Annotated in this window: 10 protein-coding genes and 1 other annotated feature; of the genes, 6 read left to right on the forward strand and 4 right to left on the reverse strand. The window is 35.4% G+C overall.

What is annotated here, in order from left to right; translation table 11 throughout:
* Window positions 1–57: 57 nt before the first annotated feature.
* Window positions 58–4,602: an endonuclease gene (locus tag MHH98_RS03295; protein ID WP_038189039.1), complete on the forward strand. Its 4,545-nt coding sequence runs from the start codon at window positions 58–60 to the stop codon at window positions 4,600–4,602.
* A 427-nt stretch (window positions 4,603–5,029) separates the two neighbouring features.
* On the opposite strand, the gene MHH98_RS03300 is transcribed toward MHH98_RS03295, so the two are convergent.
* Window positions 5,030–5,287: a protoglobin domain-containing protein gene (locus tag MHH98_RS03300; protein ID WP_038189037.1), complete on the reverse strand. Its 258-nt coding sequence runs from the start codon at window positions 5,285–5,287 to the stop codon at window positions 5,030–5,032.
* A 410-nt stretch (window positions 5,288–5,697) separates the two neighbouring features.
* On the opposite strand from MHH98_RS03300, the gene MHH98_RS03305 reads away from it, so the two are divergent.
* Entirely contained in the window at window positions 5,698–7,212 is a 1,515-nt protein-coding gene (locus MHH98_RS03305) for a coproporphyrinogen III oxidase (protein WP_038189036.1), read from the forward strand.
* A gap of 43 nt (window positions 7,213–7,255) precedes the next feature.
* Here the strand turns inward: MHH98_RS03305 and MHH98_RS03310 are convergent, their stop codons facing one another.
* A complete protein-coding gene (locus MHH98_RS03310; RefSeq protein ID WP_038189035.1) occupies window positions 7,256–8,335 on the reverse strand; it encodes a CdaR family transcriptional regulator in 1,080 nt (359 codons plus the stop codon).
* A gap of 126 nt (window positions 8,336–8,461) precedes the next feature.
* Between MHH98_RS03310 and MHH98_RS03315 the strand changes: the two genes are divergently transcribed.
* The 4 genes from MHH98_RS03315 to MHH98_RS03330 all read left to right on the forward strand — a co-directional run bounded on the left by MHH98_RS03315 (window position 8,462) and on the right by MHH98_RS03330 (window position 12,389).
* Complete coding sequence (locus tag MHH98_RS03315) at window positions 8,462–9,595, forward strand: glycerate kinase (protein ID WP_038189034.1); 1,134 nt, start codon at window positions 8,462–8,464, stop codon at window positions 9,593–9,595.
* Window positions 9,596–9,775: 180 nt separating this feature from the next.
* Window positions 9,776–10,603: a DUF2785 domain-containing protein gene (locus MHH98_RS03320; protein ID WP_051448810.1), complete on the forward strand. Its 828-nt coding sequence runs from the start codon at window positions 9,776–9,778 to the stop codon at window positions 10,601–10,603.
* Between the two features lie 220 nt (window positions 10,604–10,823).
* Window positions 10,824–11,432 (forward strand): hypothetical protein, encoded by a 609-nt coding sequence (locus tag MHH98_RS03325; protein WP_038189033.1) that lies wholly within the window; start codon window positions 10,824–10,826, stop codon window positions 11,430–11,432.
* A gap of 168 nt (window positions 11,433–11,600) precedes the next feature.
* The gene (locus tag MHH98_RS03330; protein WP_038189032.1) at window positions 11,601–12,389 is read left to right on the forward strand and encodes an HAD family hydrolase; all 789 of its coding nucleotides are present in this window, start codon (window positions 11,601–11,603) and stop codon (window positions 12,387–12,389) included.
* 426 nt (window positions 12,390–12,815) lie between these two features.
* Here the strand turns inward: MHH98_RS03330 and serA are convergent, their stop codons facing one another.
* Complete coding sequence (gene serA, locus MHH98_RS03335) at window positions 12,816–14,402, reverse strand: phosphoglycerate dehydrogenase (protein ID WP_076034461.1); 1,587 nt, start codon at window positions 14,400–14,402, stop codon at window positions 12,816–12,818.
* A gap of 2 nt (window positions 14,403–14,404) precedes the next feature.
* Window positions 14,405–15,562, reverse strand: coding sequence for a pyridoxal-phosphate-dependent aminotransferase family protein (locus MHH98_RS03340; RefSeq protein ID WP_340712222.1), 1,158 nt, complete (start codon window positions 15,560–15,562; stop codon window positions 14,405–14,407).
* 80 nt (window positions 15,563–15,642) lie between these two features.
* Window positions 15,643–15,876, reverse strand: a binding site (T-box leader).
* Between the last annotated feature and the right edge of the window lie 508 nt (window positions 15,877–16,384).

Below are 16,384 nucleotides of genomic sequence, written 5' to 3' on the forward strand. Positions count from 1 at the left end.
TTTAATACATGTTAGCGCTACAAATAAACTCTATAAGTGTAGAAGGAGACTGACTCTATGAGTAAAGGGAACTGGAAAAAGACATTTAATGCTTTGTTGTCGGTAAGTTTAGTGACAAGTTTCATATTGCCTTCACTGTCAACACCTGTAAAAGCTGCAACTACTTCGACGGATTTAATTATTTCTGAGTATATTGAAGGAAGTGGTTTTAACAAAGCAGTTGAAATTTACAATGGTACCGGTGCTACAGTTAATTTAAATGACTATACGTTAGAGCTTCATATTAATGGAGCTGCGGCGGCAGCTCAAAAAGTGGAATTGGTAGGAACTTTGGAAAATAACGATACGTATGTTGTATATCATAAAGATGCAAATACGGCTATAAAGAGTAATGGGGATCTTGAAAACTCTTCTGTTGTTAATTTTAATGGTGATGATCCAATTGTTTTAAAAAAATCTAGTGAAATCGTTGATTCGATCGGACAAGTTGGTTCACAAATTAAATTTGGAGAGAACATGACACTTGTACGGAAGAGCTCCGTAACGACTGGGGACAAGATTATCAATGATACCTTTAATAGAGATGCAGAGTGGTCAACTTATCCAATTGATACAACTGAGTATTTAGGCTCTCATACAATGGGGGATACTCCAGTAGAGCCTGGAGAACCAGGAAATCCAGGGGAAAATACAGTCATTTCAATTGCTGATGCACATGCTAAAGCAATGGGAGAAACTGTAATGATTAAAGGTATCGTCGCTGCAAAGTTAAAGAATACTATTTCAGTTCAAGATGCGACTGGTGGTATTGCAGTTCGTCCGGTAAGTTTAAATGCAGTGGTTGGAGATGAAGTTACATTAACAGGTAAATTAGCAGATTATCGTGGATTGCTTCAATTAGATGGAGCAACCATTGTAGAAAATAAGGAAAATGTAGGAGAACCTCAACCAAAAGTAATTACAGGTGCAGATGTTAAGGAAGAAAACGAATCACAACTTGTGACAGTGAAGAACGTTTCACTTACCACAGTACAAGATGGAGGTAGTTGGGCAAACTTTACTGGGAATGATGGAACAGAATTCATCGTACGGGACGAAACGAATGCTCTAGGTTTAACAGCCAATACGAAATATGAGTCTATTACAGGGATTGTTCAACAATTCGATAATGACTACCAAATTATCCCGCGTTCTACAACAGATATCGTTGTTGATAGTACAACATTAGCGCCTGCTGTCGCTACTCCAGGAAGTGGGACATATGTTAAAGATACAGCTGTCACTTTATCTACAACTAGTGCAAATGCAGAGATGTATTACACGCTAGATGGTACTGATCCAACTATTACTAGTACCAAATATGAAAAGCCAATCCAAATTACTAAAACTACAACACTTAAAGCCATTGTGAAAGATCAAGATGGTAAATTAAGTGAAGTGTCGACTTTCAATTATACAATCGCAGATCGGTTTGAAATTCATGATATTCAAGGAGATAAACATGTTACTCCATTTAATAATCAAATTGTGGAGGGTATTGAAGGTGTTGTAACTTATTCATTTAAGCTAGGCACTGCAAATTATTATTCGATCCAAACGCCAGATGATATGGCGGATAACAATCCGAATACATCAGAAGCTATTTTACTTTATAGCGGTAACAAAGCTTGGCCGATCAAAGTGGGTGATTTAGTATCTGTTACAGGAAAAGTAAGTGAATATGCATACGATGGATATAGTGATCGTCAAGATACAGACTTGAAAACAACTCAAATAAATGTTCGTGATGATCAGGGTGGAAAGGTTACAGTCATTAAAAGCGGTATTAAGCTGCCAGCGCCAATCACTATTGATGAGGATAAGATGTCATTAAAAGCAATCGATAGTGATAATTTATCCGTTTTTAATCCAACAGTAGATGCAATTGACTTCTGGGAAAGTATTGAGGGTATGCGTGTACAAATCGGAAACGTGAAAGCTGTAGCTCCACAAGATAATGGTGACTTGGTGACGGTTCTTGAAAGTGCAAAAACAAATTCACTTCACGGCGGAGTTTTATTTGAGGAAAAGAACCAAAATCCAAATCGTATCCAATTCCGTTTAGAGCCAAATGGAACTGCACGTGATTTTGAAGTAGCGACAGGAGATCGATTTAATGGTCCGATTACGGGTATAGTTGGTTATTCATATCAAAACTTTAAAATTTATGCTTCTTTAGAGGAAATGAAAGCAGCACATAAAAAAGGAAATGCAACACCTGAAAAAACAACGATTGTCAAAGCAGATGACAAGTTAACGGTTGCTTCCTATAACTTGGAAAACTTCTCTAATAATAAGACATCAACTTCTGATAGCAAAGCTAGTAAATTAGCTAGAGCAATTGGTATTGATATGCAGAGCCCTGATATCGTTGGTGTGACTGAAGTACAAGATAATAATGGTGAAACTGCAGGAGATAGCAAGGCAGATCAAAGTTATGCAAGATTGATTACAGCTATAAAAGCTGCAAGTGGTGTGGAATATAAATATGTAAACATTGACCCAGTAAACAATCAAGATGGTGGAGCGCCAAATGCTAATATACGTGTCGGATTCTTATATAATCCAAGTCGTGTGACATTAACTCAGGGGAATCCACAAGGGGATGCAGCGACTGCAGTAGGTTATGAAAATGGAAAGCTTACGTTGAATCCAGGTCGAATTGATCCAACAAATGAGGCATTTAATAGTAGTCGTAAACCATTAGCAGCACAATTTAATTTCCAAGGTGAGAATGTAGTGGTCATTGCAAACCATTGGAATTCTAAATCAGGTGACACACCATTATTTGGTTCTATTCAACCACCTGTTTATAAAAGTGAAATTCAACGTAAAAAAATTGCACAAATTGTTTCAAATTTTATAAATGATATTAAGGCAAAAAATCCAAAAGAAAATATTATTTCTCTTGGGGATTTCAATGATTACCAATTTACTGAATCTCTAAAAATTCATGAAGGTAAGAATATGACCAATATGATTAATAAAGTAGAAGAATCCGATCGTTACACATATCTTTACCAAGGGAATTCCCAAGTGTTAGATCATATTCTAGTTTCTAACAACTTAGCAAGCAAAACCGCAATTGATATCCTTCATATCAATGCTGATTTTACAGATATGGCTGGTCGGGCAAGTGATCATGACCCTGTTTTGGTACAAGTAGATTTCGATGAAGAATCAGAAGTTGAACCAGTGAAACCAGAAAAAACGTATGATTTGGTTAATTTTAAAACAAAGAAATTGACTATTACGAAACCAAGTGTTGCCGTAAATTTAGATGGGGCATCTATCATCACAGAAGGTGTCTTATTAAAAAGTAATTATGCAGAACTGAATGGTGCTGGATTCAAAACAACAAAAGTCATAATAGCCCCTAACAAAGAAGGGACTATAATAGATTTAAAAGGTACAGAAATGAAAGAGATAATTATTGATGGACAAAACGTTAGCGAAATAAGAGGTGCAGAAAATATTCAAAGCATTGAGTTTATTAACGGTGCCAAAGCAGAACAAATTAAATTTACAAATACAAAAGGGGAACCCATTGAGGTTCCTTCTTTCCCTTCTGAAAATAAAGCACCAGTTGTAACGAGTAAAATTCCAAACAAAACGTTAAAGACTGGGGAAATTGTGTCGGTGTTACTTACAGACCACTTCTCTGATCCTGATGGTGACAAACTAACATTCACTGCAACAAAAGGTACTGTCAATCAAGCGACTGCCACGTTGACACTTTCACTTGAAGAAGGAAGCTATATTATTGGTGTTACAGCTACTGATGGTAAAAAAGAAGTAACAACCAATTTCTCAGTAACAGTTACTGCAGCCGATGTTCCAACTGACGATTATTATAAAGACGCAATGGGGAAAACTGGTCAAGCTTTAAAAACAGCATTACATGACATTATAGATGAGCATAAACAATTGACTTACGACCAAGCATGGGAAGCGTTAAGAGAAACAGATGAAGATCCAAATAACTCAAATAATGTGATTTTGTTTTATTCAGGAGAATCACGCTCTAAAACCCGTAACGGAGGAAATGTTGGTGACTGGAACCGAGAACATACATGGGCAAAATCACATGGAAACTTTGGTACAACTAAAGGTCCCGGTACAGATATCCACCATTTACGTCCAACTGACGTTAAAGTTAACAGTAGCCGAGGTAATCTAGATTTTGATAACGGCGGTAGTCCAGTTGCAGGGTGTAATGGTTGTTTTAAGACTTCTAATTCATTCGAACCACCTAATAGAGTAAAAGGTGACGTTGCCAGAATACTATTATATATGGCAACACGCTATGAACAAGGTGATAAAGTAGATCTCGAATTAAATGAAAAATTGAATAATGGAACTGCCCCATATCATGGCAAGCTTTCTGTATTGTTACAATGGCATTTACAAGATCCAGTTGATGAGTTTGAAATGAACCGAAATAATGTCATTCAAGAATGGCAAGGCAACCGTAATCCATTCATTGATCATCCTGAATGGGTAAAGCTCATTTGGGGAACACAAAGCAACAGCAAAATAAGCACAGTCAACTTAGCATCTTAAGTACTACAGGTCAGTAAAATAACCGTTATATAGACATTTGTGTATATTTCTTTATGGATATTAATAAAACATAAATTATCTTGTGGAAGTTGATTTCTGCATTATTCAGAAATAATTTTTCTTCGATTTGCAGTTTTAGATGTATCTCTTAAAGGGGAAAATATATATAACTAAAACCATGTACTGACAATTGTCAGTACATGGTTTTAATTTTACATAGCAGTTAAATTTTTAGTCGCGTTATGGATGCGTTCAGAATTCTTCTGAATAGAATTTAGGTTTCCGTTTATATCTCGCACGCCTATAAATAATTCGTTATTCAGAAATTTTATAGTATTCATAAGTCCAACAATTTTCTCGAAGGATGAATCTGTTGCTAAAACTTGAGTACAAGATTCATCAACAAGATGCTGTAATTTTTGTGAAGTCATTTTTTTAGTGCTTCTTGATGGTGCTTTTCATAGGCTTCTAATACAATTTGTTGTTCAAAGTTAATAATTTTGCCTATAGCATTAATAATTTTGAGTTGTTCCTCATGATTAAAATGAGTCTGTTGTACAATTGAGAAAAAGCCATTGAGTAAATCTTGGAAAGCACTCTTATACCACTTAGGTTCGAGCCCAACTTTTGCATGGACAAAAGCAATTATTAACGTTTTATCAAAAATCTTCATCAATGTGTCCATTGAACATTGATGAAATATGTCCCTTCAAAGCAGTTCTTAAACTGCTAATGGAACTGTTTTGATTATTTTTGATTAATATTTTTACCTAATGAATTTTCTTTTTCGAGATTTTCATAAAACTTTGCTACAATGGATTCAATGTTTTTGACTAGAGTAGGTTTCATAATGCGTAAAGTAGCTATTAGTTAGCTGAATCATATCCATCTGTATATAAATGGATCGGTTGAGCGAATTAGATATAACGATGTTATAAAGTTCTTGAAAAACTAATATTTCTAGAGATGTATTTATAGGCTTTGACTTTCTTGTGAGAAAAGACAATTTACTCGCTCCTTTAACATTGTAATAAGAATGGTATAAAGTTTTTCCATTGTATATGAAAGTAAAAACGAAAGAAGTGAATAGTTGATATGAAAGTCCTTGGAATTAATGGAAATTACCCTCAGGATTGGGTGCGAGTCTTCAATCATATTACAAATTTGTTTTTTGAGGATTCGAAAGTTTCGAAAACGGATAAAGACACTGATTTAAATGTTTATTTTGAATGGCATATAGACGCCAATCATACAGTAACAACAACCGCTGAATTACATTCAGATGGTGAAACGTATATAAGTAAATTTGTTCAAGAGTACGCTGATGAAGCTAATGAAAAGGAACAAAACATTCGACTGAAGAGAGCATTATCTCATGTACTTTTAGACACACTTGAAAAACTGACGGGTATTCACCAGAAATGGGGTATCTTAACGGGTATACGTCCTACAAAGCTGTATCATAAATTTAGAAAAAGTGGATTAACTGATTTAGAAATTCATACTAAGTTAAAAGAAGAATTTAGACTATCAGATGAAAAAATAACTCTAATGAAAAAAATAGTAGATCGTCAGCTCACGACTATTCCAGATTTAGATACAATAGGTAATGAAGTGAGTATTTATATTGGTATTCCATTTTGTCCTACAAAATGTGCTTACTGTACATTCCCTGCGTATGCTATCCATCGTAAAAATGGCCGAGTAGAGTCGTTCTTAGATGGGCTTCATATTGAGATTCGTGAAATGGGGAAATGGTTAAAGGAACGTGATATGAAAATTACATCTATTTATTGGGGTGGAGGAACACCAACATCTATAGAAGCTGATGAGATGGATGCATTATATCAAACGATGTATGATTCATTTCCACACGCTGAATCAATTCGTGAAGTGACCGTGGAGGCAGGACGGCCAGATACAATTACGCCTGCAAAATTAGAAGTCTTGAAAAAATGGGGAATTGACCGTATTAGTGTCAATCCACAATCCTACACAGATGAAACGTTAAAGGCGATTGGACGTCACCATACAGTTCAGGAGACTATTGATAAGTTCTGGCTTTCTCGTAATATGGGAATGAATAATATTAATATGGATTTAATTATAGGCTTACCAAATGAAGGTCTAGAAGAATTTGAGAATTCACTAGTTGAAACAGAAAAAATGCAACCGGAATCACTAACTGTTCATACATTATCATTTAAACGTGCTTCAGAAATGACACATAACAAACAGAAATATAAAGTTGCGGACCGTGAAACAGCTGAGAAAATGATGCATCGTGCTCATGAATGGACTACAGATAATAACTACGAGCCGTATTACTTATATCGTCAAAAAAATATTTTAGGGAATCTTGAAAACGTTGGATATTCTAAAAAAGGTGAAGAAAGTATATATAATATCGTGATTATGGAAGAAGTTCAAACGATTATAGGACTTGGTTGTGGAGCTTCAAGTAAATTCGTTAATGCAGAAACAGGGAAGATTACACAATTCCATAATCCTAAAGATCCTGCAGCTTATATTATGACATTTGAAGATGCTATTGATAAAAAGCTAGAAATTCTTGATGAACTATATAAAGAAGAACCTAAATTAATATAAAAAAATAGGTGAACATCTCTAATCAAGTGATGTTCACCTATTTTTATTTATTTCTTAACCAAAGGGCGATTTGAAGAATGATTGCCTCTTGGAATATGGCAGGATTATAACCGGTTATTTCATGGATTTGATTTAAGCGATATGTCAGTGTATGTCGGTGAATACCTAATTCTTCAGAACAAACTGTGAGTTGTTGATTATGTGAAAAATAGACAACCAACGTATGTATAAGTTTATTATTTAAATCTTTTAATGTACGATTCGTGAAGAGGAAAGCTTCCTGAGAATCACTTTTTTTTAGCAAAGAAAAAACTTCAACTTCTTCAAAAAAGTTGATCGTTTTTGTTTTGTCACCGTACTCAATGGCGTTTCTTGCTGTTTCATAAGAGTTAAATACTTTTTCTAATGTTTGAACTGGTTGACCGATGCCCATTTTAACAATGAAATATTTTTTTACTTGAGTTAACAACAGCGTTAGTTTGTCTACAATCGCTTTAGCATCCATACCAGATAATAAAATGAAATGCTCATTTAATTGATATCTACCAAAGATGACAGATTCATGGATGAAAAAATCCTCCATATGTTCGACAAAAGATTGGTATGCTGTTAGTTTTGGTTCGATGTCCAATGTAATTCCATAAAAGGGCGGTGCATGAAAGAAGCCAATTTTAGATAAACGTTCTTTCATTACTTTTTGCAAAGGCTGTTGAGTCATCAAATCTTCGAAAATAGTTTCACGCAATTTACGTTTCCATTCGCTTTGTGAGGCTATAAGTGCTTGGTGCACCATCATTTCAGTTGTTAACTGAACAAGCGGGGCCCATTCTGCAATATCATCTGGATTACCAGTAATACCAATTACACCTACAAGCTCATTTTGAAAGAAGATGGGTAAGTTAATACCAGGCTTTGCATTTTGAAAAAGATGAGCGTTTTCCTCTGTAATAATGAGCGTTTTTTCTGTTTCCGCAACAATTCTAGCCCCTCCATGTATACTTTCTACACGTAACCGATCTCCTGAAGCCAAAATTCTACCATTTGTATGTACAACGTTTATATTACGGTGCAAACGTAGCATGGTCTGTTCTACTATTTGGTTTGCTAATTGTTTTGAGATCATAATTTTCCTCCGAAGTGTATAAAAACTAGTTGTTATAATACAGGGAATTTATACGTTAAGTATAATGTAAAATACTAAATTTATCACTATAATTATTGTAAGCGTTTTATTTTAGGGGGGATTGTTGTGAAAATCGTTGTTAGTCCTGACTCTTTTAAGGGTTCACTTACAGCTATCGATGCCGCAAAAGCAATGGTAGCTGCTATTCATGAAATAGATCCAGAAATTGAAACTGTACTATTACCTGTAGCAGATGGGGGGGAGGGAACACTAGAGCCACTAGTGGAAGCTACAAATGGCCAAATTATTAGTGTAAAGGTACAAGATCCAATAGGTCGACTTGTTGAAGCTGAATACGGCATTTTAGGGGATGGAGTGACTTGTGTCATTGAAATGGCAAAGGCGTCTGGTTTAACACTTTTGACGAATGACGAAAGAAATCCACTTATCGCTTCAACTTATGGAACTGGACAGTTAATCCGTCATGCATTAAATGCTGGGTTCCGTAAATTCATTATTGGTATTGGGGGAAGTGCTACTAACGATGGCGGTACTGGTATGCTTAATGCACTTGGTATGAGGTTTTTAGATGTTGAAGGAAAGGAATTAGAACTTGGTCCAGAAGCACTTAGTACGCTACATAAAATTGATAATTCCTCTTTCGATGAACGCATAAAAGTATCTGAGTTTGTTATCGCATGTGACGTTGATAATCCATTTGTTGGGACAAATGGGGCGACTACTATTTTTGGACCACAAAAAGGGGTAACACCAGAAATGGTGCAACGAATTGATCATAATTTAACGATATTAGCAAATAAAATCGAAGCTATGACAGGTGTTGCACTGCATGATGAACCCGGTGCAGGCGCTGCAGGCGGACTAGGTGGAGCGTTTTTAGCATTTTTTTCAGTAGTATTAAAACCAGGGATTGAAGTCGTTATGAAAGCAATTGATTTTCATGGTGAAACTTTAGGAGCATCATTGATTATAACTGGAGAGGGAAAATCAGATTCTCAAACACTTTCGGGGAAAGCACCCATCGGCATCGCAAATGCAGCAAAAAAATTGCAAATACCAGTTGCCTTAATTTCGGGTTATGTTGATGAGGATAGTCGCGCACAGCTATCTGAACATTTCTTAGCAATCGGAAGCGTAGCAAATGAAACAGTTACACAGCAAGAATCAATTCAAAATGCAGCGATTCATTTAAGAAGGAGGACGTTTGAAACGGTGCAACAAATCATAAAAGAAATATAGGGTGTAATACAGATTATTTCTAGTAATTTTTTTAGGTATTCTCTTTATCTTACTTAAGATTATTTTCTGGCTTATAAAATTTAATGGTATATAGATATTGGAATAAAAAAGATTAATCATGAATAGCGCCGCCAGTGAATATGTTAATGAAAGAGAATTATCACTAAAGGTGGTGTAGCTATGAATGAGGAAGAAGTAAAGAGTCTACTATTAGAGTTGCAAAGTGGTCAGAAGAGTTGGGCAGAAGTGGCTGAGCATCGTTATGTGTTTTCGATGATGGAGCATATTGGGTCAATAGATGTAGAACTTCGTGATGACTTAATTTATCAAGTATTTTGGAGACTAATTCATAACAGGCATTTATCAAACGAGCTAATGATAGATATGCTTAATACTGCTCTAAGTGACATTTATTTATTTGATGAAATTGGTGGAAATGGTGTGGATAGTGTATTTAAACGCTCCTACACAGCATTATTAATTGCTTTACTATTAAATCAAGATTTACAGCATCCATTTTTGACAGAAGAAATGATTGGAAAAGTGAAGGACAAGTTAGTTACATATTTAGATTTGGAAGAAGATATAAGGGGCTATGTTACAGATAAGGGGTGGGCTCATAGTGTTGTAAATACTGCATATGCAGTTGATGAATTAGTAAAGAACCCAAAATTAAAAGTAGCAGATTATGATGAAATCTTTCAGTCATTAGTGAATAAAATTTTTACTTCAAAAGCAGTGTATCTTTCGAGTGAGGATGAGCGAGTAATCATGCCCATACTTACGATGCTTGAAAATGGATTATCTATTGATATAGCAAAAGGATTTTTTGAGAGGATTCCTCCTTTTTTAGCCAAACAAAAAGAGAAAGCATCTACTAAAAAGTTTGTTATTCTACAAGCCAATTGCAAGATGTTTTTAAAAAGCTTCTATTATATAGCGTCTACAGATAAAAAGTATGCTTTTATCGAAAGAAAGATTGAACGCTGTTTGACAGAAATTAGTTGAGTAATTTTTCATGTAGTAGTTTGTATTGTATTTTAAGTAGAATAATAACTGCATAAATGGTTTGAACAGAAAGCTACTACCTTACATGAACATTTTTCTTATGTGAGATAAAATGCCCATAAGTAAGCGAATACTATCAAAATTAATATAATTAACCTAAAATGCCTACCTGTAATATGGTACAATTATTGAGAAATATATGTTCGGAAGGTAGGGAGTTATGGATTTCAAAGTTTTACTAGCAGGCGGAATAATCGCTAGTACATTAGTGATTTCAGGCTGCTCATCTGGTGAGATAGCAGAGAATAAACAGCAAGATAAAAGTGACGTTGCAGTAAATCGAGACTTAATGAATATCGAAATAAAAGTCCCAGCTTCATTTTATGAAGGTGAAGATATAGATGCAATTATTGCAGATGCAAAGGAAAAAAACAAATATATAAAAGTTGAAAAGAACGGTGATGGTTCTGTGACCTACATTATGTCACATGAGCAGCACGATACTTTGATGAAGGAAATGAAGGAGAATACAGCTTCAAATGTAAAAGAAATTGAAGAAGATTCGGAAATACCTTCAGTTCTTAAAATTAGCTATAACAGTAATTTCTCTGAGTATATAGTAACAGTAGATAAAAAAGAGTTTGAAAATAGCTTCGATGGTTTTGCGGTATTCTCTTTAGGGATTGCGAGTATGTTCTATCAAGTCTTTGACGGAACAGCCGAGGAAGATTTGAAGGTTACTGTCAAAATGAAAGATGCTAAAAATGGTAAAATATTTAATGAAACAATTTATCCAGATGCATTAGATGATATCGGTGAAGAAAATTGAAACCCTTTATAATAGGTCATTAGCAAAGAATTTCAAGCTAATGATCTTTTTGTATTATTGAGATGGAAATGTCGACTTATTTTGAAGAATTCTCATTGGATGTAGTTTGAAATATGCTAGGATAGTAATAATACATAAACTTTTTTTGTGAAAAGGGAGACGATTATTTTGACGATTCGAACGGTAATATTTGATTTAGATGATACTTTACTTTGGGATAAGAAAAGTATTGCGACTGCATTTGAACTTACTTGTAAAAAGGCAGCAGATCAAGTGACAGTAAATCCTTTTGAGCTTGAAGAAACAGTGAGAGAAGCCGCACGTAATTTCTATGCATCTTATCCTACATATGAATATACACAAATGATTGGCATTAACCCATTTGAAGGTCTTTGGGGGACATTTGATGATCCAACAGATGAATTTCAACAATTAAAAAGAGTAGTTCCAACTTATCGTAAAGATTCTTGGACAATAGGTTTAGCTAAATTAGGTATAGATAATGAGGAACTTGGTGCAGAATTAGGGGATTATTTTATCGATGCGCGTAAGCAAAGTCCTTATGTTTATGAAGAAACATTTGAAGTACTGGATACATTAAAAGGGAACTTTAAATTAATTTTATTAACAAACGGTTCACCTAGTTTACAGCACACAAAATTGGAAATCACACCTGAAATCGCTCCTTACTTTGATCATATTGTTATTTCTGGTGATTTTGGTCGTGGCAAACCGGATGCTTCTATTTTTGAACATGTCTTAAAAGTTGCTAACATTCAAGCGGATGAAGCTATTATGGTTGGTGATAATTTGATGACCGACATTTTAGGCTCATCGCGTGTTAATATGCGTTCAGCTTGGATTAATCGTGAAGAAAAAACACCAATCGAAGGCGTTACACCAAACTATGAGATTAAATCATTACGTGAATTAATACCTCTAATTAAAACAATCTAATACTTCAAAAAAGCTGTCTATATTTTATATTAGACAGCTTTTTTGAAGTTCTTTTTAAATAAACAAGTAAAAAAACAACCTGATCCTTTAAAGGGTCGGGTTGTTTTTGAGTTACATGTGAAGTGATTAAATAAGATATAGGAACAAGTGTATCTATGTTTTAAATGTGGATTTCTTTAAAGTAAGAAGTTCAGTTGCAGCCGCTAGACTCTCGGATCGTTTCAGTTGGGCGCACAAAGTCAAAGAGCGACTTTGGCTTCCGTCTTCCAACGACCTCGCAGCTAGACGAGCGTCTTCAGCATTAAGAATATCCAGCTTCAGGCGCTAGCGGCTCGGGTCGTTTCAGTTGGGCGCACAAAGTCAAAGAGCGACTTTGGCTTCCGTCTTCCAACGACCTCGCAGCTAGACGAGCGCCTTCAGCATTTATTATAAATCAATAGTTTTCGCGTCAAAGATGTTGTCTTGTGCTTTTAGGAAGTCTACGTTTTCGATGTGATTATCTACTGATAACATCATGATGGCATCTCCACCTTGGTTTGAACGACCAACTTGCATTGTTGCGATGTTGATATTTTTTTCTGCTAATAGTGTTCCAACACGGCCAATGGCACCTGGTTTATCAGTATGTTTGATAAATAGTAAGTGGCCTTCTGGTACTACATCGATTACATAATCATCTACTTTTACTATACGAGCACCAAGGCCGTTTAATAGAGTTCCTGTTACTTTATGCGTTTCAGTAGCAGTAACTAATTCCACAGCGATTGAGTTTAAGAAGCCCTTTGCTGTAGTAGTTTTATGTTCGTTAATTTTAATTGTGTTACGTTCCGCTAAGTAACGAGCATTTACGTTATTTACGTGGTTACCTAAATTACGTTTTAATAATCCTTTAATAGTATTATTTGTTAATGGACGAACGTCGAAGTTAGCTAACTCACCAGCGTAGTATAGATTGATCTCTTCAACTGCCGCATCTGATAGGCGAGACACGAAAGCACCTAATTTTTCACCAAGATCGAAGAAAGGCTCGATTTTAGCAATAATGTCTTTAGGAATAGAAGGCATGTTTACTGGATTACGAACTGTACCAATGTTGAAGTAGCTTAAGATATCATGACTTACGTCAACTGCAACTGATTCTTGTGCTTCAATAGTCGATGCGCCTAAGTGTGGTGTTGCAATGACTTGTGGTAATTTTAACAGGCGGTTTCCTACAAATGGTTCTTCCTCCATTACGTCAAGAGCAGCACCAGCTACTTTACCTTCAACGATTGCATCATAGAGGGCTATTTCATCAATGATTCCACCACGAGCACAGTTGATGATACGAACGCCGTCTTTCATTAATGAAAAGATTTCTTTGTTGATCATATGTTTTGTTTCTTTTAATAGGGGTGTATGGACTGTGATAAAGTCAGCTACTTTAACTACATCTTCAACTGAACCGAAGTCTACTCCTAGTTTTTCAGCTTTTTCAGCAGTTAAGAATGGGTCGTAAGCAATAACATCCATGCGATTACCTTTTGCACGGTGCGCCACTTCTTGCCCGATACGTCCGAAACCGATAACACCTAATGTTTTATTTTTTAATTCAACGCCTACGAATTTTTTTCGATCCCAGCGACCCTCTTGTAATGACATATGTGCATGTGGGATATGACGAGCAAGAGCCATAATCATTGCAGTTGTATGTTCAGCAGCAGAGTTAGTATTACCATCTGGTGCATTTACTACGATTATTCCCTTTTCTGTAGCAGCATCAAGGTCGATGTTATCTACGCCAACACCAGCACGGCCGATTAATTTTAAATTATCAGCAGCTTCTATGATGTCACGAGTAACCTTTGTTTGGCTACGAACTAATAATACATCGAAGTCTTTAATTTTAGCTTTTAACTCGTCTGGAGTTAAGCCAGTATCAATAACGATATTTAAATCTAATTTTCTTTCTTGGCGAAGAGGGTAAATACCATCTTCGCTTAGTGGATCACTGATTAAAATGTTAATAGCCATAATTAGTTGTTCGCTCCTTCAAGATAAACTTTTTGTGCTGCTGCTATACCTTTTCCAAGCTCAATCTCTTGACCAACTTTAACAAGTGCAATTTCGATTGCTGCCAATGTTTGTAGAACATCTGTTGGTGCACAGTAGCCCATATGACCAACACGGAAGATTTGCCCTTTTAAGTGTTGTTGACCGCCTGCTACAGATAGATTGAAATCAGTTTTTAGTACTTTACGGAATGCTTCAGCATCAAAATCAACTGGTTTCACTGCTGTTACTGTTGGAGAAGCATCAGCATCTGTTGTAAATAATGGAATATCGAGTGCTTTAAATGCTGCACGTGTCATATCACGCATTAATGCATGGCGTTTATATACTTCTTCAAATCCTTCAGCTTCAAGGTTTTTAAGTACTTGTTCAAGACCAAATAGTAAAGATAAAGCAGGTGTGAACGGCGTTGTATCTTTTTCTAAGTTGTCGCGGTATTTTGTTAAGTCTAAGTAGAAGCCCTTTTTAGGGTTAGCTTCGATGACTTTCCAAGCGCGATCACTCACACCGATAAAGTTTAAGCCTGCAGGAAGCATAAATGCTTTTTGTGAACCGGTTACTAGAACATCAATACCCCATTCGTCCATTTTTGTTTCAATGCCGCCCATGCAAGATACACCATCAACGATTACTAGCGCTTCAGATACTTCATGAACTGCTTTTGCTAATTCGTCAACTGGGTTGATAACACCTGTTGATGTTTCACAATAAGTAGAGAATACAGCAGTAATATCTTGGTGTTCTTTTAAGTAATCTTTTACTGCAGTTGGATTTAACGATGTGCCCCATTCAACTGCAAATTCTTCAACATCAATTTGATATGCTTGGCAAATTTTTGTGAAACGTTGACCGAATACACCAGTTGCTACGACTAACACTTTATCACCAGGTTTTACAACATTAACGATTGCAGCTTCTAAACCAGATGTACCGCTACCTGTAATCATAAGAACATCTTGTTCTGTACCGAATACTTTTTTCAAACCCGGTTTAATGTTTTGGATCATTTTAGATGTTTCTGAACCTCGGTGACCAATCATAGGCTGTGCCATAGCGCGCTCTACGCTTGGTGGAATTGGAGTTGGACCTGGAATTCTTAATAATTGATAATCTTGTAACATGTTAAATCTCCTCTCTTATTTGAAAAACAATTAAAGTATTTGAAAATATAAAAAGCCTTCCGTCCCTTACATAAGATTATGTAAGGGGCGAAAGGCTAAATTAACAGACGCGGTACCACCCTTGGGTTACTGTCCACTCTAAAAGGACAGTCTTTGCTATATGCGTAACGTGCATGATTCGTATAGGCATACTTTGGAATGTTCAACCTATCTATTCGGGAGTGGAACCTGCCGCTGAAACCGCTAATTTTCACCAACCATTAGCTCTCTAAAGATTTCAAAATCGGGAAGCATGTCTCCGTCATTATATTTTTGCTGTGTTTTAAATTTAAATCAATATTAATGCTATATTCGGGTAATGTCAACATTGTTTTGAAAAATTAATATAAAATCGATTTAAACGAGGTGTAAATTAACCTAAAACCGAATAAATTATAAATATAATAAAGATAAAGTTCGTGTTAATGGAGAGGACAGGTTAATGTGAGAAATTGTGTTTTTGGAACTGATTATAGTGGGGGATGCATTTTAATATGGCGAAGTCATTTTTTTGTAAATCTTTACAGAATGCATATTCTAGAAGATTTATGATAGTAGTGTAATAAAGTGAAGCGTTTTCATGAAAAGACATGTCTTTTTAAATTATTGTTCAAAAATAGTGAACTATAGTTTGAAAATTAATTTCTGAAATAGTCAATCGTTCGGAATAGAGTTAATAAAGAAAATCATGAAACTTATAAAATAGGGTGATAGAAACAGCGGATTTATAAAATGATTCTTGACTTTAGTTTTTTGGAATTCTAATTTCTAAGCAATATCTAT

It is taken from the genome of Viridibacillus sp. FSL H8-0110 (genome assembly GCF_038003565.1).
In the GTDB taxonomy this organism is placed as follows: Bacteria; Bacillota; Bacilli; order Bacillales_A; family Planococcaceae; genus Viridibacillus; species Viridibacillus arenosi.

Coding starts and splice junctions, on each gene's coding strand:
- MHH98_RS03325 (WP_038189033.1), top strand. CDS start 10,824: ATGGATTTCAAAGTTTTACTAGCAGGCGGAATAATCGCTAGTACATTA.
- serA (WP_076034461.1), bottom strand. CDS start 14,402: ATGGCTATTAACATTTTAATCAGTGATCCACTAAGCGAAGATGGTATT.
- MHH98_RS03295 (WP_038189039.1), top strand. CDS start 58: ATGAGTAAAGGGAACTGGAAAAAGACATTTAATGCTTTGTTGTCGGTA.
- MHH98_RS03305 (WP_038189036.1), top strand. CDS start 5,698: ATGAAAGTCCTTGGAATTAATGGAAATTACCCTCAGGATTGGGTGCGA.
- MHH98_RS03300 (WP_038189037.1), bottom strand. CDS start 5,287: ATGGACACATTGATGAAGATTTTTGATAAAACGTTAATAATTGCTTTT.
- MHH98_RS03340 (WP_340712222.1), bottom strand. CDS start 15,562: ATGTTACAAGATTATCAATTATTAAGAATTCCAGGTCCAACTCCAATT.
- MHH98_RS03320 (WP_051448810.1), top strand. CDS start 9,776: ATGAATGAGGAAGAAGTAAAGAGTCTACTATTAGAGTTGCAAAGTGGT.
- MHH98_RS03310 (WP_038189035.1), bottom strand. CDS start 8,335: ATGATCTCAAAACAATTAGCAAACCAAATAGTAGAACAGACCATGCTA.